The organism is Serratia sp. TSO36 (assembly GCF_057808395.1).
This window is the reverse complement of record NZ_JBJZOU010000010.1, coordinates 279,099-298,804: the sequence shown is the minus strand read 5'-3', so window position 1 is coordinate 298,804 and position 19,706 is coordinate 279,099. Positions and strand designations below refer to the sequence as shown.

The 19,706-nt window shown below is 51.3% G+C and carries 13 protein-coding genes; 1 reads left to right on the top strand and 12 read right to left on the bottom strand.

Annotation, left to right across the window (positions count from 1 at the left end):
• Nucleotides 1-100: 100 nt before the first annotated feature.
• The 6 genes from rfbD to ACK3CV_RS08420 form a co-directional block, all read right to left on the bottom strand.
• Entirely contained in the window at nt 101-967 is an 867-nt protein-coding gene (rfbD, locus tag ACK3CV_RS08445) for a dTDP-4-dehydrorhamnose reductase (RefSeq protein WP_033637757.1), read from the bottom strand.
• Nucleotides 967-1,500, bottom strand: coding sequence for a dTDP-4-dehydrorhamnose 3,5-epimerase (rfbC, locus tag ACK3CV_RS08440; RefSeq protein WP_033638711.1), 534 nt, complete (start codon nt 1,498-1,500; stop codon nt 967-969). The genes rfbD and rfbC overlap by 1 nt, the downstream gene beginning before the upstream one ends.
• Before the next feature lie 415 nt (nt 1,501-1,915).
• Nucleotides 1,916-2,932 carry a UDP-glucose 4-epimerase GalE gene (galE, locus tag ACK3CV_RS08435; RefSeq protein WP_049212997.1) on the bottom strand — a complete coding sequence of 339 codons (1,017 nt, stop codon included), beginning with the start codon at nt 2,930-2,932 and terminating at the stop codon, nt 1,916-1,918.
• 406 nt (nt 2,933-3,338) lie between these two features.
• Nucleotides 3,339-4,715, bottom strand: coding sequence for a TolC family outer membrane protein (locus ACK3CV_RS08430; RefSeq protein WP_049196222.1), 1,377 nt, complete (start codon nt 4,713-4,715; stop codon nt 3,339-3,341).
• A gap of 2 nt (nt 4,716-4,717) precedes the next feature.
• On the bottom strand, nt 4,718-6,049 hold the full coding sequence (locus ACK3CV_RS08425; protein ID WP_033637755.1) for an HlyD family type I secretion periplasmic adaptor subunit: 1,332 nt from the start codon (nt 6,047-6,049) through the stop codon (nt 4,718-4,720).
• Between the two features lie 52 nt (nt 6,050-6,101).
• A complete protein-coding gene (locus tag ACK3CV_RS08420; protein ID WP_033637754.1) occupies nt 6,102-7,874 on the bottom strand; it encodes a type I secretion system permease/ATPase in 1,773 nt (590 codons plus the stop codon).
• A gap of 636 nt (nt 7,875-8,510) precedes the next feature.
• On the opposite strand from ACK3CV_RS08420, the gene ACK3CV_RS08415 reads away from it, so the two are divergent.
• On the top strand, nt 8,511-11,501 hold the full coding sequence (locus tag ACK3CV_RS08415) for a beta strand repeat-containing protein (RefSeq protein WP_060453205.1): 2,991 nt from the start codon (nt 8,511-8,513) through the stop codon (nt 11,499-11,501).
• A 206-nt stretch (nt 11,502-11,707) separates the two neighbouring features.
• Here the strand turns inward: ACK3CV_RS08415 and ACK3CV_RS08410 are convergent, their stop codons facing one another.
• From ACK3CV_RS08410 to ACK3CV_RS08385, 6 genes are all read right to left on the bottom strand, one after another.
• Nucleotides 11,708-13,033 (bottom strand): cellulase family glycosylhydrolase, encoded by a 1,326-nt coding sequence (locus ACK3CV_RS08410; RefSeq protein WP_060387819.1) that lies wholly within the window; start codon nt 13,031-13,033, stop codon nt 11,708-11,710.
• Between the two features lie 98 nt (nt 13,034-13,131).
• The gene (wcaJ, locus tag ACK3CV_RS08405) at nt 13,132-14,526 is read right to left on the bottom strand and encodes an undecaprenyl-phosphate glucose phosphotransferase (RefSeq protein WP_033638709.1); all 1,395 of its coding nucleotides are present in this window, start codon (nt 14,524-14,526) and stop codon (nt 13,132-13,134) included.
• Nucleotides 14,527-14,653: 127 nt separating this feature from the next.
• Entirely contained in the window at nt 14,654-16,027 is a 1,374-nt protein-coding gene (cpsG, locus tag ACK3CV_RS08400; protein ID WP_033637752.1) for a phosphomannomutase CpsG, read from the bottom strand.
• A 63-nt stretch (nt 16,028-16,090) separates the two neighbouring features.
• The gene (locus tag ACK3CV_RS08395; protein ID WP_033637751.1) at nt 16,091-17,506 is read right to left on the bottom strand and encodes a mannose-1-phosphate guanylyltransferase/mannose-6-phosphate isomerase; all 1,416 of its coding nucleotides are present in this window, start codon (nt 17,504-17,506) and stop codon (nt 16,091-16,093) included.
• 69 nt (nt 17,507-17,575) lie between these two features.
• Nucleotides 17,576-18,640 (bottom strand): glycosyltransferase, encoded by a 1,065-nt coding sequence (locus tag ACK3CV_RS08390; protein ID WP_164140737.1) that lies wholly within the window; start codon nt 18,638-18,640, stop codon nt 17,576-17,578.
• Nucleotides 18,637-19,698: a glycosyltransferase family 4 protein gene (locus ACK3CV_RS08385; protein ID WP_164140735.1), complete on the bottom strand. Its 1,062-nt coding sequence runs from the start codon at nt 19,696-19,698 to the stop codon at nt 18,637-18,639. Before ACK3CV_RS08385 ends, ACK3CV_RS08390 begins: the two co-directional genes overlap by 4 nt.
• Between the last annotated feature and the right edge of the window lie 8 nt (nt 19,699-19,706).

The window sequence follows — 19,706 nt, the reverse complement described above, 5'->3', positions numbered from 1 at the left end:
TGAACGTCAGGCCCATAAGCGATGCTAACGTTTCATCAACACACAAAAACGTCAAAGGGGATAGTATTATCCCCTTTAATCTCATCCATTTGAAGGATCATCACTGAGATAATATCTTCTGGAGTACTGTTTTAAGTTGCTGTTCCCATGGGCTAGGCTTCAGAGCCAGCGCACAAATCTTGCTGGTGCTCAAAATCGAATACGCTGGCCTGGATGCAGGCGTTGGATATTCATGGGTTGCGATAGGTTTGACGCTCACCTTATGCGGATAACGCGCTGATGCTTCCGCCTCCCGGAAGATAGCGCAAGCAAAATCGAACCATGAAACGGCATTATCACCGCAGTAATGATAGATGCCATAAGGCAATTGAGGATGGGACAGCATAGCGATGACAGTCGCTGCAATGTCCCCCGCATAAGTTGGGCAGCCGAACTGGTCGCTCACCACGCCCAACTCCCCTCTCTGTGCTCCGACTCGCAGCATGGTTTTCACGAAGTTGTTACCGTACTCGCTGAAAACCCAGGCCGTTCTGATCACGACAGTTTTCGGATTAGCTTGTAGTGCTGCCCGCTCACCTTCGAGTTTCGTCTGCCCGTAAACGCTTTTGGGCGAACAAGGTGTCTCTTCGCAATACGGCTCCGATGAAGTGCCATCAAAGACGTAATCGGTCGAGATATGTATGAAAGGAATGTCTAACTTCGCCGCAGCAGTAGCGAGGAAGCCGGGGCCGAACGCATTGATTGCCCGAGCCTTTTCAGGTTCCGATTCCGCTTTATCAACCGCAGTATAAGCCGCAGCATTGATAATGGCATCCGGTACCAGCTGCTCAACCGCCGCCGAGACAGCGGCAGAGTCCGCAATATCCAATTGCTGGCTGTCCATCGCCATCAGGGTCCAATTGGCAGGGAAACGATCGATAATACAGCGCCCCAACTGCCCCGCAGCACCGGTCAAAAGTACACGCATTAAAAAAGCTCTCTAAACAATTTTCCCTGTAGATCCTTCGGCGACAACAGCGGCTCGCTGATTGGCCATTCGACACCTACTTCCGGATCGTTCCACAGCAGGCACCCTTCATTACTTGGATCATAGTAATCAGTGCATTTATATTCAAAATCAGCCGAGTCCGAAACTACGACAAAACCATGGGCGAGACCAGGCGGCACCCAAAGCTGGTTTTTGTTCTCTTCGGACAGATAGACGCCAACCCACTTTTTGAATGTCGGCGACTCAGGACGAATATCGACGACGACATCGTAGACCTCGCCGCGTACCACCCTCACCAACTTACCTTGCGGTTTTGCCGTTTGAAAATGCAAGCCCCGCAAAACGCCACGCGCTGAACGGGAGTGGTTATCTTGTACGAACTCCGCATCAATGCCGAGCAACTCCTGATATCGACTTTTTTGGAATGTTTCCAAGAAAAAACCACGCTGGTCGCCAAACACTTTGGGTTCGATCAGCTTTACACCTTCAACCTGCGTCTCTATCACTTTCATTAGAAATTTACTCACGAAAAACGTTACCCAGAGACCTAGAATTATGCTTATAAACACGCGCCGCCACCGAGTTTACACTTCACGTCTGAGGTCTTTTTGAACGAACCTTAAACAAACTCGCGTGCATATGACAGAAATAATATAGGATCCGCGAAGGTCTGAGAGACTAGCACAATTTGCAAAAACATCCGACACCGTAACGTAAAAAAATACGCTGAATTTGTGTGGTTCATGTACGAAGATGAGATTTAACTCAATGGTTTTAAAATAAAATATAGAAAATTTAGCAGGGAGTCATGCTGTGATTTCTAAGAGGCTGGTTACAATTTATCAAGTATTGCTTACTGATTTCCCAATAGACGTTTGTGCCCCACTGTTTATCCTTCCCGATAAACAGTGGGGTTGAATTGCATGGTCAATGCTGAAAACCCTTAGGATTTTTCTTCTGCCAGTTCCAGGTATCGCGCATCATGTCATCGATACCCCGACTGACTTTCCAACCCAACTCCTGATAAGCCAGATCGGCGTTCGCCCAGAAAGCAGGCAGATCGCCGTCACGGCGAGGTAATATTTGGTAAGGGATCGTTACGCCGGACGCTTTTTCAAACGCCTGAACCATCGCCAGCACCGAGTGCCCTACGCCAGCCCCCAGGTTATAAGCCTTAAATCCATTGATCTTCGGCAAATGATCCATGGCTTTCAGGTGGCCTTCAGCCAAATCCATGACATGGATGTAATCGCGCTCTCCCGTGCCGTCCTTCGTCGGATAATCTCCGCCGAAAATGCCCAGCTTTTCCAACTTGCCGATAGCCACCTGTGAGATGTAAGGCAGCAAGTTGTTGGGGATACCGTTAGGATCTTCGCCAATGAGTCCGGACTCGTGAGCCCCCACCGGATTGAAGTAACGCAAGGCAATAATCGAAAATTGCGGTTCAGCCTTAGCGAAATCTTGCAGGATCTGCTCCACCATCAACTTGGACGTGCCATAAGGGCTGGTTGTCCCGCCGATCGGTGTCGTCTCCACATAGGGCACCGGCGAATTGGCGCCATAGACAGTGGCGGAGGAACTGAAGATGAAATCATGCACGCCGGCACGGCGCATGGCGTCCAGTAACACCAGCGTTCCGGTAACATTATTCTGGTAGTATTCCAGCGGTTTACGCGTAGATTCCCCAACGGCCTTAAGGCCGGCGAAGTGGATCACAGCGGTAATCGTGTGCGCTGCAAAGATGCGATGCAGGCATTCAGCATCCTGAACATCGCCTTGGTAAAACACGGCGGCTTTTCCCGTCAGTTTCTCTACGCGGTGTAAAGATTCCGCTGACGAGTTCGACAGATTGTCCAACACCACTACCTCTTCACCGCGCTCCAGCAGCGATAACACAGTGTGAGATCCAATATAACCAGCGCCACCGGTAACTAAAATTGCCATATCCCCCCCTTACGCTTCGACAGCATCAAAGCCTAGTTACTCGTTCTATAAGAAGGCCGTTTTTTTCGTAGGACGTTTAAGCAGGCCATCCATTGATTTCGATACGCATAATACAGCTCAATGGTTCATGCATGAAGAGAAAACGGCAGCCCACGGCCTTGCCCGATGGGGTCAGGTGCAACACTCTCCCTCGGCCATTTTCTTGCTTTAACGCTATATCGCACACGATTCGACACCCAAAGGGACAAGCCGTTCCCTATCAATGGCATTTGGGGCATAGACGCCTCTTCAGGCAAGGAGAACCGCTCCACTAATCAAATAGCGTCGCGTGATGAAAAGGCACATCCATCGAAAAAGAGCAGCTCAACGCTGCTCTTTCAGATTAATGCTCATAGTGAATATGTTGCTAGCGACTGCGGGCAAAATACTGCGCTACCCGCATAACATCTTTTTCATCCAACGTACCGGAGTCGCTCAGCAAGGTAATCCACGACTTGATGTAGGCGTACTTGGCGGAGGCCAGATCGCGCTGGGCGCTATAGAGCTGCTGTTCGGCGTTGAGCACGTCAACGTTGACACGTTGCCCGGCCAGCACGCTTTGCCGGGTCGCCGTCACCTGTGTGGTGGCCGATTGTACCGCCAACTCATAGGCCGCCACCTTGGCGCGGCTGCTGATGCACAGATTGTACTGCTTGCGCAGATCGTTGAGCGTGGTGCCCGTCTGCGCATCCATCTCATACATCGCCTGGCCATAGCGCGCCGCCGCCTGCCGGGTCGACGCCGAAACGCCGCCGCCGGAATAAATAGGCATGCTGACCTGCACGCCGATGCTGTCGGTGCGGTATTTCTGGTTAACCGTGTTATCGCTGCTGGAGTCGTTTTCCGAATGCGAAGCATACAGCTGAACCTGCGGCATAAAGCCCGCCCGATTCCTTTCGACGTCATACTTGGCGGCATCCACGCCATGACGCGAGGCGGCCAGCACCGGGTTATTCTCCAGCGCGATCTTTTGCCACTCTTCAAACTTGGACGGGATCAGCGGCGCCACCTTGAACTTGCCCGGCCGCAACACCTGCAATTCATCCAGCTGGTTCAGCGGTATGCCGATAATCACTTCCAATTCGCGCTGCGCGGCATCCAGCGCATCGCGCGCCTCGATGACCTGCGCTTCGGCCAGGCTGTAGCGCGCCTGGGTTTCCGATACGTCGGTAATGGTGCCTTCACCGGCGCTCATCAGGCGATCGTTCAAGGTCAGCTGTTCCTTGTAAGCCGCCTTTTGCGCTTCGGCCAACGCGATTTGATCCTTGGAATAGGCTACTTCGACATAGGCGTTAATCACCCTAACCGCAAGATCCAGCAACTTACCGCGATAGCGCTCGTCCGACATCATCGTCTGCGCTACGCCGGCTTTGTAGCGCGCGTACGCTTCATAATCGAACAGCGGCTGCGTCAGCGTGATCGAGCTGGAATAACTGCGATATTGCTGCCGCCGGGTGACCTCCGAAACATTGCCGAAAAAGTCGCTCTGCGGGTATTTTTGCGTCTGCCAGTTACGCGGCGAATTCTGGTAGTTCAGCGACACTTTCGGCAGCAGCCCCGCCCTGCCGATGTTTTCGTTCTCATCTCCCGCTTCTTTCTCTTTTATAGCCGCCCGGAAGGTCGGGTCCTTTTCTAATGCCAGCGAATATGCGTCTAAAATCCCTATCGAATAAACCGGCGCAGATATCGCAAACAAAAGGGTGCCGATAACCAGACCGGCAGCCTGTCGTTTTGATTGAATCAAAATTATTCCTCGGTTAATGAAGTATGAGCGCGATCCAAAATAGGTTTAAACAGATAGCTCAGCAGCGAGCGCGACCCCGTTTTCACGAACACCTCTACCGGCATCCCCGGCTTGATGTCCTCGCCACTGAGCATCTTCATGCCCTCCGGCGAGACCGTGACCTGCATCTGGTAGTAAGGCTCGCCGTTGGCTTTGTCGACCAGGCGATCGGCGGAAACCAACGTGACCGTTCCCGGAATTTTCGGGGTTTTGTTTTGGTTGAAGGCGGTAAACATCAGATCCACCGGCAACCCGTTGTACACCTTGTCGATCAGGTCGACTTTGAGGCGAGAATCCACCACCAATGTCGCCTGGCTGGGTACAACGTCCATCAGGTGGTCACCCGCTCCCACGACGCCCCCCTGAGTGAAGATATTCAATCCGACCACGGTGCCGTCCACCGGTGAGGTGATGGCAGTGTTGCCCAGATCGAAATCGGCCATTTGCAGCTTATTGCGAAACTCGCTGGCGTCCATTTGGGTTTGCGCCAGTTGCGTTCTGACCTCGCGCTGATAGTCGGCGAAACGCTGATCGATACGCTGCTGAGATTCCTGCAGCTGCTTTTGCAGCTGGCCAATCCGCCCGACGGTTTCATCGATGCTGCTGTTCACCTCGGCAAACTGACGCTGCACTTCCAGGTAGCGGTTGCGCGGCAGGTAACCGTCCGCCGCCAGTTGCTTCATGCTGTTCATCTGCTCACGCAGGCTGGAAAGTTGAATCTGCTTGTTGGCGCGCGAATCCTGCAGGCCTTTCAATTGGAAACGAATCCCGTCCATCGACTGCTTATAACCGTCAATTTCACTTTGCAGCCCCTGGCGGCGGGAGGCGAACAGCTGCGTTTGCAACGCGATGATTTCAGCCACGCGCGGCTGAGTTTTGATCTGGGCAAAAATAGGGGAAAAAGTGACGTTGCTCAGACCGTCGCGCTCGGCGAGTAAACGCCCTTCGGTGGCCAGCGTGGTGTAGTACTGGTCGCGCAGGGAATCAACCTGCGCCTGTGCCTGCACCTGGCTCAACTGCACCAGGACTTCTCCGGCTTTCACCTTGTCGCCGTCTTTCACCGCGATATTCTTGATGATGCCGCTGGCCGGGGCCTGCACCGTTTTGCGATTGCCGGAAACGGTTACCGATCCCGGCGATGCCACCCCTTTATCCAGAGGCGCGAACGCTGCCCAGGCCAAAAATCCGAACAGACCAATTCCCACCACCAGCCAGCCCATCCGGGTAAACCGCCGTTCATCCTGCGGGATCTCTTCAATATACGAGTCTTGCGGCTCGCCAATGTGCGTCGACATACCAACTCCTTTAAACTGCGGACGGCAATAAAGCCGTCAGGCAATTCACGGCTTAATTAATTTGCGTTTTCGGGATATTGCCTTCATCCGGCTCGGAATTTACCGCCCTCACCGCTTGCTGAGGCGGTTGCGCCTGCGCTTTTTGCGCATTGGCTAACGCCTGAAGCACTTGTTGAGTCGGGCCGAATGCGTTGACGTTGCCATTTACCAGGAGCAACAGCTTGCTGGTCATCGACAGCAAATTGGTGCGATGGGTAATCAGAACCACCGTTTTATTACGTTGCTTGAGGAACATAATGGCCTGGTTCAACGCTTTCTCGCCCGCATCATCCAGGTTGGAGTTAGGCTCATCCAATACCACCAGCGAAGGGTCGCCATACAATGCGCGCGCCAGGCCGATACGCTGTTTCTGTCCACCGGAAAGCCCAGCGCCACCGTTGCCGAGCACCGAATCGTAACCGTTAGGGAAACGCAGGATCAGTTCGTGCACGCCGGCCAGCTTGGCGGCTTCAATGACTTTCTCTGAGTCAATATCGTTAAAGCGGGCGATATTCTCGGCGATAGTCCCGGCAAACAGCTCAATGTCCTGTGGCAGATAGCCGATATACGGCCCCAACTCATCCTTGTTCCACTGATAGATGTCGGCATTATCCAACCGAACAATCCCTTCGCTGACCGGCCAAATGCCGACCAGCAAACGCGCCAGCGTCGATTTCCCCGACGCGCTCGGGCCAATGATCCCCAGCACGTCACCGGGCTGGATGGCAAAACTCACGTTATGCAATACCGCATCGCCTTGGGATCCCGGCGGCGTGGCGGTGACGCCTTCTACGGCCAGCACCCCTTCCGGGCGCGGCAAGGACATGCCGGTACCCCGCTGCGGATGCGTTTCCAGCAGCTTGACCAACCGGCCATAAGAAAGCTTCGCCGCGCTGTAGCTCTTCCAGACGTTAATAACCTGCTCAATCGGCGCCAGGGTTCGCCCCATCAGAATGGAACCGGCGATCATCATACCGGGCGTGATGTGCCCATCGATCGCCAGCCAGCCCCCCAGCCCCAGCACCAATGATTGCAGCGACATGCGCACAAACTTGGTGATCGACGTGACCCGCGATGCGCGTTCGCTGGCGATGCGCTGACTGTTCAAGAACCGCTGGTGCAGACCGAACCACCTGCGTTTCAGGTTGGGCAACATCCCCAAAGCTTCGATCACTTCGGCATTGCGCAAATTGGTGCTGGCCAGCGTCCCGGACATAATCGACAGCTTGCTGGCTTCCGCCAGCGGCTTTTTCGACACCATTTCGTTGATCACCGCCAATGCGATCAGCAACAGCGCACCGACCAGAGCGAAAAGCCCCAACCAAGGGTTAAAGAGGAATATCACCAACAGATAGATTGGAAACCACGGCGCATCAAAGAAGGCGAACAGCGCGCTGCCGGTGAGGAATTGGCGCAGATTGGTCAAATCGCTCAGCATCTGGCCGGCATCAGACGAGCCGTTTTTCAGATTCGCCTCGTAGGCCGCGGTATAGACTCGCGTGTTGAGCCGCATATCCAGCTGGCTGCCGATGCGGATCACCACCATGCTGCGCACGTATTCCAACAGCGACATCATGCCGAACATGCCCAGCATGATCAGCGTCAGCATCAACAGCGTGATTTCATTGCGAGAAGGAAGCACCCGGTCATAAACCTGGAGCATATAGATAGAAGGAACTAGCATTAATAAATTAATAAATGCGGTAAATATGCCAACGGTCCAGAAAACCTTGCTGCGAGTCCGTATAACATCCGCAATTTCATTGCGCGGTATAAATTGGTTCACTTTCTGCCCTTACATCATGTGCACTGTCAGTCAAAATCCGCATTGATTTTTATGAGATTAACCTCACAAAAAAAGCCCCCAAACATGCTCAAGACTGCAGCTGCTTTTTCATTAACTATAGATACACATTTGGAATTCCAGCAAGGCGGCAGACGAAAAAAACATTCCTCAAAAATTCAAAAAAAAACCAATATAAAGCAAAAAGTTATCCAAACCTGAATGACAGGACACCGCCCCCCTTTCCCACGCCCCGGCAAAGTCAAACCGCCACCACTGGAAATAATTAGAAATCTAATAATCCCCACCGTTAAAAAAACAACCAAAATCATTGCACTCATAAAAAATATTAATCAACTGCGACAAAAACGCAGGATTAATTGACAACACAATTAGTTATAGAAAAACAAAAACAATAGAAATAAAAAAAATCCTATAGCCTTGACAAAAATCTCATCAGCTCCTTTGATTAAAACGTGAAAGCAACAATTGGCATTAGTATGTCATTTTTATATGCCGTTGTTTTCACAAGCTTTAATACTAAAAAATCTGACCAAACCTCTTCCTGGCACGGCTATGGGGGGCCGGTCACATCTTTCTTATGTCCGTAGAAAATGGGTACATCCAAAGGGGTAACGTATGGCCACATTAGTAGCACAGCAAAAAGCGGCTGCTTTTTTCCTTGCAATCTCTGGAAAGAATATTGATACCGCGGCGTTAGATTACTACTCGCAGAAAATTGAAACTTCTGCACTTTCTCTGGAGCAAGTTGCGCAAAAATTCATTACCGGCACCTCAAGCCTGAACGGTCTGACGGCTTCTCAAATCGTAACCAAGGTCTACACCGCAGTGAACGGCAGTGCCCCCAGCAGCAGCGTGCTTGCCGATCTTTTAGCGGGCAACCCCACCACGGCATCCGTTGTTGCCAAGGTGATTAACGACGTACTTAGCTACAGCGGTTTTGATTCAACGCTGCTGACAGCACAGAGCAATTTCGAAGCTCAAGTCGAAAAAACCCTGTTCCCTGTCGCGACAGCCGCATCGTCGGCCGGCGCAGCTGACGTACAGGGTGTTTTCCATGTCGTGGGCTTAACGCAAACTCAGGACGGCATTACCTACTGGGGAACCGTATTGGCGCAGGGCAGCAAAACGCTGGCGGCGGTCGCACAAACCTTCGTGAACAACAGCCCGCTGAAAACGTTAAGCGATAGCGATTTCATCAACGCCATCTTCCAAAACAGCTATGAACGCGCACCAACTTCGGCCGAAAGCAGCAGCTATCTCGCCTTGCTGAGTGGCGGCTCGACTCGCGGCGACGTCGTAGCTCAAGTGATCGCAGCACTGAAGGGCACCGTTGCCGCCGGCGATACCACGGCCCAACAGCACTTCCAGGCGGCGACACACGTGTGGCAACCGGGTGAACTGCCGGCTCTGAACTATCAAGAACAAGTCGCAGCGGCCTTCCTGGCAATTCCTGGCCGTGGCGTCGATGCCCGCGGGCTGGACACCTGGAGCAAAGAACTGTTTGCCGGTAAAACTTATGCACAGGTCATCACTACCCTGATCAATTCAGCAGAGTCGCAAAAGAAAGGCGCTCAATTGACTGGCGATGATTTTGTTCAGCATATCTTTACCCTGGTGCATGGCACCGCCGCCACCGCTGCGCAATTAGCCAGCTATGGTGCGCTGGGGAGCAAAACGGCCATCACGCAGGCCATTATCAACGACCTGCGCAGCTCCGTCGCCACTGACAGTGCCACCGTCACTCAGCAGCATGGTTTCGAGTTCGACATCGGTACCAGCCTGCTGTACAAAACTGCTGCGTCTCTGACGGCAACGGCCGCCGGCGGCAACGCGACGGGCACCGTCAACACAGGCGCATCTCACCAAATTAGCAATGCCGAAACGGCAGTGTTGACGGATGTGCAACTGAACGCCAATGCCGCCAGCATCGTGAACCTGAAGTTCGCCGACCACCTGGCGAATCTGACCATCAACGGCACCAGTGCAGCAACGGTCAACCTGTCTGACAACGGGGTTAACCCTGGTGTCGATATTACCGTTAACAATGGCAACGTGATTCTGAACGCCAGTTCCGGGAATGACGATGTCATCGTGACGTCGACGGCCAATATCGCCACGGGCACCGGCGACTTTAACCTTGGCAACGGCAACGACTCGCTGAAATGGGCGGGGAATGCGGCAACCGGCGCAGCCAACACCGTCGGCGCCGGCATCTCCGCTAATGGCGGCGCGGGTACGGACTCTATCTCCGCCAACTTCATCACCAAAACCGTGGTGACCAACCAAAACGCCCTGGGCGTTCGTACCAGCACCGTGACCAGCAACGCCAACAACTTCTCGAACTTCGAGCAGATCGACCTGACCGGCTATATCGGCAAGTCCGTCGGTACGCTGATTACGACGCCGCTGATTGGTTCACCGACTACCACCAGCGTGACCACGCCAAACAACACCTTTGACTTTGGCCTGACCAACGGCACGTCCACGGTCGAAGGCACCACCGGCGGCACGGTTACGCAGAACGCAGCGGCCACCAATCTGGGCACTCAGGGGTTTGTGGTCTCCGGTCTGGCTAACGTCAACGTCATCAACGCCGCCGGCGGAAACGCCGCGCAGTTGGCAGTGAAAGGGGACGCGACCGCTGCCAGTACGCTGAACTTCACCTTTGTCCAGAACGCCACCGATCACTTCAATATCAACTTCGATGCGGTGAGTTCTGCCAACGTGAATGCCGGCGCCATCACTCTCAACAGCAGCAGCAGCGCCTTGTTGGGCACCGCTCTGACCACGGTTAACGTGGCCTCGGGCGGTACCGGCAGCTTTGACAATATTCTGTCATTGGCCGGCACCAATGCGCAGGTTCAGACCATCAACGTGACCGGTGATCACGCGCTGGATCTGACGGTGGGCAGCGGTTTCAGCAACGTGCGTGATATCAATGCGTCCACCAATACCGCGGGGCTGAATCTCGACTCCAGCCATGGCGGTACCGGTGACGGTATCATCATTCAGTTGCTGAACATTCTGCCGCTGAGCGTTGTCACCACCAACCTGTTGGCACCGGTGTTGACGGCGTTGGGCCTGAACGGTTACCAAATGACCGTAGAAGGTACCAGTGCTGCCGATACTCTGGGCGTGATTGGCAACACCACGCTGACCGGCGGCGCAGGTGCCAACACCTACGACATCAAGGCCAGTAACACGCAGGCGGGTGTGACCATCAAGGACTTTAATAGCCTCAAGGACTCGATTGTCGACGTGAACCATGGCGGCCTGACTATCTCCGATGACGCCAGCGGCACCGCGGTAGCGAACTACGGTACGCGTTCTGCCGACACGTTGGATGCATTGTTGGGGACACTGGTGGGCGGTTTGACCAATGGCGTTATCGGCCTGCTGGGCGGTATTCTTGGCCTGGATAGCAGCAACTCGCTGACGTCGAAAGTGGGTGTGGCATCCGTTGTATTCAGCGGTGGCGGTAACACTGCCAGCTCTTACGTGATTATCGACAACAACGATAACCACTCGCTGGACCTCAACGATACCGTGGTATACCTGACTGGGCAAAACCACCAGCAATTGGTGGATACGCTGCACTACGCGTAAGCGTAACGCCTTCAACAAGCGCCCTGATTATTTATTCAGGGCCGCATGGAGAACGGCAGTTATATACTGATGCCAGCCGGCTATGCCGGCTGGCTTTTTTATAGGCGGCAAATGCAGGCGAATGACGAAGCAGCAAGCCGCTTATGACGCTGGACAAAAAAAAACCGCAAGCTTAATAAGCTTGCGGTTTTTTACTCACAGCCTGCCTACCAGGGCGAGGCAATCGGAGCACTGGAGCGCATCATTACCGGTACATCGCCATCGGGCGCAGCCGTATTCCCCTGAACCTCTTTGAGCGGCGTAGCACTTTGGTTTTGCGGCGCCTCACTCGCCATAAAACTGCGCAAGCCTGAAGAAATACCGCTGGCAGGCTTAGCCACCGGTTTTTCCTGCCAGAATAGCATCGCATGTTGATTATTCCCTTTCAATGCGATGGAAATTTTACCGCCCGGCAGCACTTGGTATTTCTCAACGGAATACGATCGCGCAACATCTGCGACCTTACTTAAAGCCAGCATCGACGGCTTCGGTTGACCGTTTCTCGTCAGCAGCCCAAATCGATGTTCATTGATTTTCGGGTTGTCTCCATCATCGAGCAAATCGTACCACCATATCCCTTTGATAAAGGGCCGCGATTTGGCCAGGAAAGTATATTTCACCACATATTGCGCAGCCACATCTTTTGATAACCCGCCTTTACCGTCATAGGTTGGCACGCCGATTTCAGTGATATAAATCGGCACCGTCTTACCTGCTGCCTTTGCAAGCCGGGCCTCGAATTTATCCACAACGCCGAGGTTCCCCTCAGGGGCCCGTATAGCGTAATTATCGTTGCCATAGGAGTAAGGGTGGATGGAGAAACCATCGACGTAATTCAACACGCCGAGTTTAACGATGTTATCAACCCAGGAAGGATCGCGGGTTCCTGTTGGGTTGGCCGTTCCCGTAATGACAATTGCGTTGGGATCGGCCTTTCGAACCGCAGCAGCCGTAGCTTTCACCAACGCGACGAAAATCTCCGGCGGCGGTGGCGTGCGCGGCTTCGGCTTAATCGCAGTGGCATTCGTCCATTCGTTCCAGATCTCGTAATACTTGATCTTGCCTTTATATTTGGAGGCCGTCCAATACGCGTAGTTGGCAAAAGCCTGAATGGCTTCAGGCGTCGTTGGATAACCCGATGGATCGTAGAGTTTGTTACCGTACGCCAATACTAATAACCCATTCAGACCAAATTTTGCCTGGGCATCGTTAAACGCTTGGTCGGCCTTTTGCATATTGCCGGTTATGACATACTGCCCTTTTTGCTGTTCCAATCCGCTCCAGGGAAAATCCGCTCGATACGACGTGAAACCGTAACGCTTAATCAGATCCAAATATTTATCCGGATCGTTGGGGTACCAGCGAAAATGCGCATGAACCCCGACTTCGAAAGCCAACGCGTTCGCACTGATAAACATCAGCGGCAATGCGAGGGCCAGCGATGAAGCCGCCCCCTTCCAGCACCTCAGTTTACGGTTTGTTTTAGTCAACATCTGACCGACCTCCAGTTTTAAAAGAAAAATGAACTGTCTCAACATCCCCAGAGATCAGGAAATCCACATTTCCCAGGCGCGACATCCTTAAAGAAAATCTAATACGCCGCTTTATTAATGAATCCCTTGAAAATGGTCAGGAAGACGATTTTAATGTCCAACCAAACGCTCCAGTTACGGATGTAGTCGAGATCGAACTCAACGCGCTTTTGCATTTTTTCCAACGTATCCGTCTCGCCACGCCAACCGTTGATCTGCGCCCACCCCGTGATACCCGGCTTCATTTTATGGCGCAGCATATAGCCGTTGATCAACTTTCTATACTGTTCATTATGTGCCACGGCATGCGGCCTTGGGCCTACAATCGACATGTCGCCTTTCAGTACATTGACAAATTGCGGCAATTCATCCAGAGAGGTACGACGCAAGAAGGAGCCGACCGGCGTCAGGCGCGCGTCCCCTTTTTTCGCTTGAACGACTTTATCGCCATCTTCCATCACGGTCATCGAGCGGAATTTCCATACCTCGATGGCCTTGCCATCCATGCCATAACGCCTTTGTTTGAAAATGATGGGCCCGGAAGAGGTAAATTTGACCATGCAGGCGATCAGCAACAGAACCGGAGAAATGAACAGCAAAATAAATATTGACAGAATGATGTCTTCAATACGCTTAATTACCTGATTAATCCCGCTCATTGGCGTATCGAATAACGAAACGACGGGAACGCCATTAATCTCTTCCGATCGCGACTGTAATATGTTGAACGTAAAGATATCCGGGATCAGCATCACTGAGCAGGTCGTATCAGAAAGATCCGCGATCGTATCTTTGATCAATTTTTCCTGCTCCATCGACATTGCGATATAGACCCTATCGATACGCCCACTTTTCGCGTCGCTCACGAGCTGAGACAAGTCGCCGCAGCGTTCGATTTTGCTGTTCAACGGAGAATTATCGTTGTCGTAAATGCCCAACACTTTAAATCCCATCCAGTGCGCGTCACGTAAAGATTCTGCCAGACGAATACCGACGGGCATCGCACCCATGATGGCCACATTACGGGTATTGAAGCCAATATTGCGCATGTATCCCAAGAGCAGCCGGATCACGCTGCGCGTAATGACCAAACCGCAGCAGACCAGCAGATACCATTGGATATAGACGGAATACTCGTTATTGAACACATTTATCAACGCCACCGTTCCTGAGGTCAACAGCAGGCTCAGCGACCAGTTTTGCAAAATGAGCTGGATCTCCAGCCCCGCACGCACACCACGCCACGAACGATAAAAGTCAGTAATCCCACCAATCATTTGGAAGATAACGATCGATATTAATACCATAATCCAGTGTTGCACGCTAAATGCGGCACCGGAGATTAGGCAAGACAAGTACAGCCCGCTAAAGATAACGAAAATATCAGAGAAGCGCTGAAGCATTGAAGTAAGAGACGCATTAGTATGCAACACGCCCCGACGGAAACCGTTCATAGATAACTGCCTATTAACTATCATAGTATAGATGCCTTTTGTTAGTTTTCTCTGGTACCTATATCGCTTCACAACGCTGGGCATATACCGCTCGCCCAGCATTAAAATATAGCTTTAAAACCAGAGATCAGCGTCGAAGCAAGGCCAGTATTTCCTCTGTTTTTTGCTGCATCAGTGCAGGATTGGCTCGTGATTCGACATTCAAACGCACCACCGGCTCAGTATTTGAGCTACGTAAATTAAATCGCCAGTCTGCAAATTCCAGACTAATGCCATCGGTCGTGTCAAATTCCAGTGCCGAAGGCTGATAGCGATTGAGTACTCTTTCAATTGCAGCTTTTGGATCTTGCAGTTTGCTGTTAATTTCACCCGATGCTGGATAAGCGATCATTCGATCCCCGACCAACTCCCCGAGCGTCTTGTTTTTAATGCACAGCAATTCAGCAACCAACAACCATGGGATCATGCCGCTGTCGCAATATGAAAAGTCGCGGAAGTAATGGTGGGCGCTCATCTCACCACCGTAAACGGCATCTTCCAGGCGCATACGCTCTTTAATGAATGCATGGCCCGTTTTCGACATCACCGGCACCCCGCCTGCCTGCTTGACCACGTCGATGGTGTTCCAGCTCAAGCGCGGGTCATGAATGATCTTCGCCCCAGCGTCTTTCTCCAGGAACGCCTCCGCCAACAAGCCAACGATATAGTAACCTTCAATGAATCCGCCGTGTTCATCGAACAAGAAGCAGCGATCGAAATCACCGTCAAACGCGATTCCCATATCCGCCTTGTGCGCACGCACTGCTTGCGCCGTATCTTCCCGACACTCCGGCAGCAGCGGGTTAGGGATACCGTTGGGGAAATTGCCGTCAGGCTGGTGGTGAACCTTGATAAATTCAACCGGCACCTGAAGCTGCTTGAAACGCGATTCGACAGCATCGATAACGTGACCTGCAGCGCCGTTGCCGGAGTTGACGACCAGCTTCAACGGTTTGAAGTTAGCCGTATTCACATAGCTCAGCAGATGATCCACATATTCTTTTTCAATCGATATTGTTTCGTAGCTGCCGCGTCGGGTCGGATCCACCGCAGCGAAGTTATTATCTTCTGCCAAACGCTGAATATCGCGCAAACCGGTATCGCCGCTGATCGGTTTAGCCTGGCTCCGCACCAGCTTCATTCCGTTGTAATCCATAGGATTATGACTGGCCGTCACTTCTATGCCGCCATCGAGACCTAAGTGGAAAGTGGCAAAATAAATTTCTTCCGTCCCACTGACGCCAATATCCAGAACATTAACCCCGGCATCGCGCAGCCCTTCCGCCAACGCGAGTTTCAGTTCCTCGCTGGTCAAACGGATGTCTCCCCCGACGACAACGCTTTTAGGTTGCAAAAACTCCCCATATGCACGGCCGACACGATAGGCAATATCGTTGTTCAGCTCTTCACCCAGCTGCCCGCGAATGTCGTATGCTTTGAAACAAGTCAATGATTGAGACATGTTGAGATCCTTACCAAACGTAAATACAGTGATGCGGCTCAAATATCCACCGCACCAAAATGATTAATTATGCTGAGCGGAGTCGCCGATTCGCACGATATCGTCTTCTCCCAAATAGGCACCCGACTGAATTTCAATTAAATCCAGCGGGATTTTTCCCGGGTTTTCGAGAGAATGTTCGACCCCAAGAGGGATATAAACGGATTCGTTTTCACTGATCAGTTGCATTTTACCATTGGTATGCACTTTGGCAGTGCCTGACACCACTACCCAGTGTTCCGAACGATGATGGTGCATCTGCAAGGACAATTTCTCGCCTGGCTTTACAGTAATGCGGCGCACCTGGAAGCGATCGCCCTGAGCAATCGCATCATGTTTGCCCCACGGACGATAAACTTCACGGTGCTGTTTGCTTTCGGAACGCTTTTGTCGCTTCAGTTGGTTGACGATTTCTTTTACGTCTTGGACGTTATCTTTATCGGCAATCAACACGGCATCTTTGGTTTCAACTACAACCAAATTGGTCACCCCGACAGCGGCCACCAATTTATGCTCCGCGCGAATATAGTTATTTGAACAGTTATGCTCAAGAACATCACCGAAAGTAGAGTTCCCTTTTGTGTCTTTTTCACTGATTTCCCACAACGCAGACCATGATCCCACGTCATTCCATCCCGCGTCCAGGGGTACGACGACAGCATCGGCAGTCTGTTCCATCACGGCATAATCGACAGACTCATCCGGGCAGGCAATGAATGCATCTCGGTCAACGCGGATAAAGTCCATATCGGGGGTCAAATGCGCAAGCGACTGCTTGCACGCGTCCAGAATATCTGGGCGGAAACGGCCTAATTCTTCCAGGTAACGGCTGGCTTTGAACAAAAACATACCGCTATTCCAGAGATAGTCGCCGCTGGCCAGATACTGCTGCGCCGTTTCAAGATTAGGCTTTTCGACAAAGCGCGAAACGCCGCAGATACTGGAACCGTCGACGCTGGTACCTTTTTGAATGTATCCATAGCCCGTTTCCGGGCCCGTCGGCACGATGCCGAAAGTAGCCAGTTTTCCCGCTTCAGCATAGGGAATCGCCTGATTGACCGCATCGCGGAAAATCGCTTCGTCCTGAATGACGTGATCCGCGGCCAATACCAACATGAGCGGATCGTCACCGCTGGAAACCGCCTGCAAAGCGGCAAGCGCAATCGCCGGCGCCGTATTACGCCCTACCGGCTCCAGAATAATATTATGCGATAAACGCGTGATTTGGCGCAGTTGTTCGGCCACGATAAAACGATGCTCTTCGTTACATATAACAAGAGGATTAATAATCTCTAACCCTTTAAGCCGCATGACTGTCGTTTGCAACATGGAAAATTCATTGCACAGCGCTAAGAACTGTTTGGGGAATAATTCACGAGAAAGCGGCCACAGGCGACTCCCTGTTCCCCCAGCCATAATAACAGGATAAAGGTTACTCATTTTTACTCTCACCGATTAAATATAAATAGTAAAAAAAATTATTTTCATTCCAAAAAACGGATGTATCGATTATCTGTAATGACGATAAGTATTGGATATCATTTCTTCTGAAGTAAAATTAGCATTGTAGAAATCGACACAGTCAACTTTCATTGCACTCCAATCGCGTTGGTCGCGAGCATTCAATATCTCAACGGCCTCATCGGCCTGATTGGTCGTAAACAGATACCCCGTAACGCCTTCGCTCACCACCTCCGGCAATGAACTGCAGCGGCTGGCGACAACGGGCAACCCATAGCTTTCAGCTTCAACGGCGACCAGACCGAACGACTCCCATCGGCTTGGCATCAACAACACGTCGGCGTAGGTGAAATAAGGCGCCATTTCTGCCGAAGTCAACCAACCTTTAAAATCCATCCGGGCATGTGATGCCGGTTGCTCTTTTGCGTGTACATTGCCGCCGACGATCGTGATTAAAAATCTGTCATCCAATTCGTCGGCAATCCGCTGAACCAAATCAAATCCTTTTTGATAATCAAAACGGCCGACAAACAATATATTTATTTTATCTTGGCGATAAGGATTGGTATCATCCGACAGCGTTACAGGGGGTTCAACGCCATTATATACCACAGTCAAATTATCAGGACTCAACCCGGCCATCAGTGCCGTTCGTTTCTCATATTCGCTGGTACAGATGATAACATCGGTATTCTTTTGCAGAATTTTCTCTATCTTGGCATAAACCTTCTTTTTCTTTTCTGATGTGTCCATCAGGAAAGAAAAAGCATGCGGACAATAAATAATTTTAGGCCTGCATGTCATTCTTACCAATGGCGTTAACAGCCGGCAAACAACCCCCGCAAAAGTACTGTGGACGTGAATGACATCCGGTTTTTCTTTACGTACCATCTGGATATAGTTAATAGCCAAAGAGATAAACGAAGAAATATTTCTCCCTGTCCGCGTAAATACCTTCATTTTTTCTGCGGGGAAAGCGCCAATCTCACGATATTGACTATCGGGCAACACACAGTAAAAATCAAATTCATCATTTTGCTGTACAAGTTGTCTAATTACCGTAGCGACGCCACCCTTCACTGTCTCGGCGACATGCAGCACTTTTTTTTTCATTGCATAGATCTCGTCATTATCTCGCTCAACGCTGCTGCCGAACGCATCCAATCGAAACGTTTGACATTCGTAAATCCCTCAGCGATTAAAATTTGGCGCAACGCTTCATCCTGCATAATCCGCTCCAGTGCCTGTTTCATTTCCAGGATGTTTTCCGGATCAAAGTACAATGCACTCTTCGACAATACCTCGGGCAAAGAAGCCCGATTGGACGCTACTACCGCACAACCACAAGCCTGCGCTTCTAACGGAGGAATGCCGAACCCTTCATATAAAGAGGGGAACACAAAGGCGCGAGCATGAGAATAGAGTTCTACAAGCTGTTGATCGCTCACACGCCCCAAAAACTGTATGTTATCGTTCGTTGCAGTTCCTTCCGTCGAAAACCCAACATCCGCGAAGTTCTTGTTGGCGGCCCCAATGATTTTCAGTGTCACTTCCTGGCCGTTTGCCATTTGAGAGAAAGCGGCAATCAGACCATGAAAGTTCTTATGATAATTTGGAGACGAAACGGCCAATAAATAAGGGCACTCTGTATTGGATGCCGACGCTATGGGTTTAAACTGCTCGGACACCGCATTATAGATTACGTAAATATTATTTAATGGGTAGTCAAACGCCTGGCTAATTTCTTTTTTAGAAAATTCGCTAACTGTAATCAACGCCTTACTGTGACGCAACATCAGGGGAACAAAGTTATTATAAACGAAACGAAACTTTGCAGAGTAACTTTGCGGATAGCGTTTATATATAACATCGTGATGAGTAACAATTTTATTACGATAAAAGATCGGCGCCGTATTGCAAAGATTTATTAGAAGCGGGCTTTTATTTTTCTTTAAAAAAGCAGGAAGCTCTACCTGCTCCCAAAAGTGACCGCTTTTCTTACCCACCACCTGAACATTCAATTGCGACGCGATATCGTGGTGAATAATGTTTGGTGGCGAGACAAAAACGATATCATGCCTAATCTTACTCAGCGCAAGGCATATTTCCTGAGCGAACCGCTGAACCCCTGTCAAATCCTGCGTTAAGAATCGCGCATTGACATAAATCATTAATTACC

Bases quoted from the DNA above. Each gene is read 5' to 3' on its own strand.
- wcaJ (WP_033638709.1), bottom strand. From the start codon at position 14,526: ATGAACGGTTTCCGTCGGGGCGTGTTGCATACTAATGCGTCTCTTACT.
- ACK3CV_RS08410 (WP_060387819.1), bottom strand. From the start codon at position 13,033: ATGTTGACTAAAACAAACCGTAAACTGAGGTGCTGGAAGGGGGCGGCT.
- rfbC (WP_033638711.1), bottom strand. From the start codon at position 1,500: ATGAAAGTGATAGAGACGCAGGTTGAAGGTGTAAAGCTGATCGAACCC.
- ACK3CV_RS08425 (WP_033637755.1), bottom strand. From the start codon at position 6,049: ATGTCGACGCACATTGGCGAGCCGCAAGACTCGTATATTGAAGAGATC.
- cpsG (WP_033637752.1), bottom strand. From the start codon at position 16,027: ATGTCTCAATCATTGACTTGTTTCAAAGCATACGACATTCGCGGGCAG.
- ACK3CV_RS08390 (WP_164140737.1), bottom strand. From the start codon at position 18,640: ATGAAAAAAAAAGTGCTGCATGTCGCCGAGACAGTGAAGGGTGGCGTC.
- rfbD (WP_033637757.1), bottom strand. From the start codon at position 967: ATGCGTGTACTTTTGACCGGTGCTGCGGGGCAGTTGGGGCGCTGTATT.
- ACK3CV_RS08385 (WP_164140735.1), bottom strand. From the start codon at position 19,698: ATGATTTATGTCAATGCGCGATTCTTAACGCAGGATTTGACAGGGGTT.
- ACK3CV_RS08415 (WP_060453205.1), top strand. From the start codon at position 8,511: ATGGCCACATTAGTAGCACAGCAAAAAGCGGCTGCTTTTTTCCTTGCA.
- ACK3CV_RS08395 (WP_033637751.1), bottom strand. From the start codon at position 17,506: ATGAGTAACCTTTATCCTGTTATTATGGCTGGGGGAACAGGGAGTCGC.
- galE (WP_049212997.1), bottom strand. From the start codon at position 2,932: ATGGCAATTTTAGTTACCGGTGGCGCTGGTTATATTGGATCTCACACT.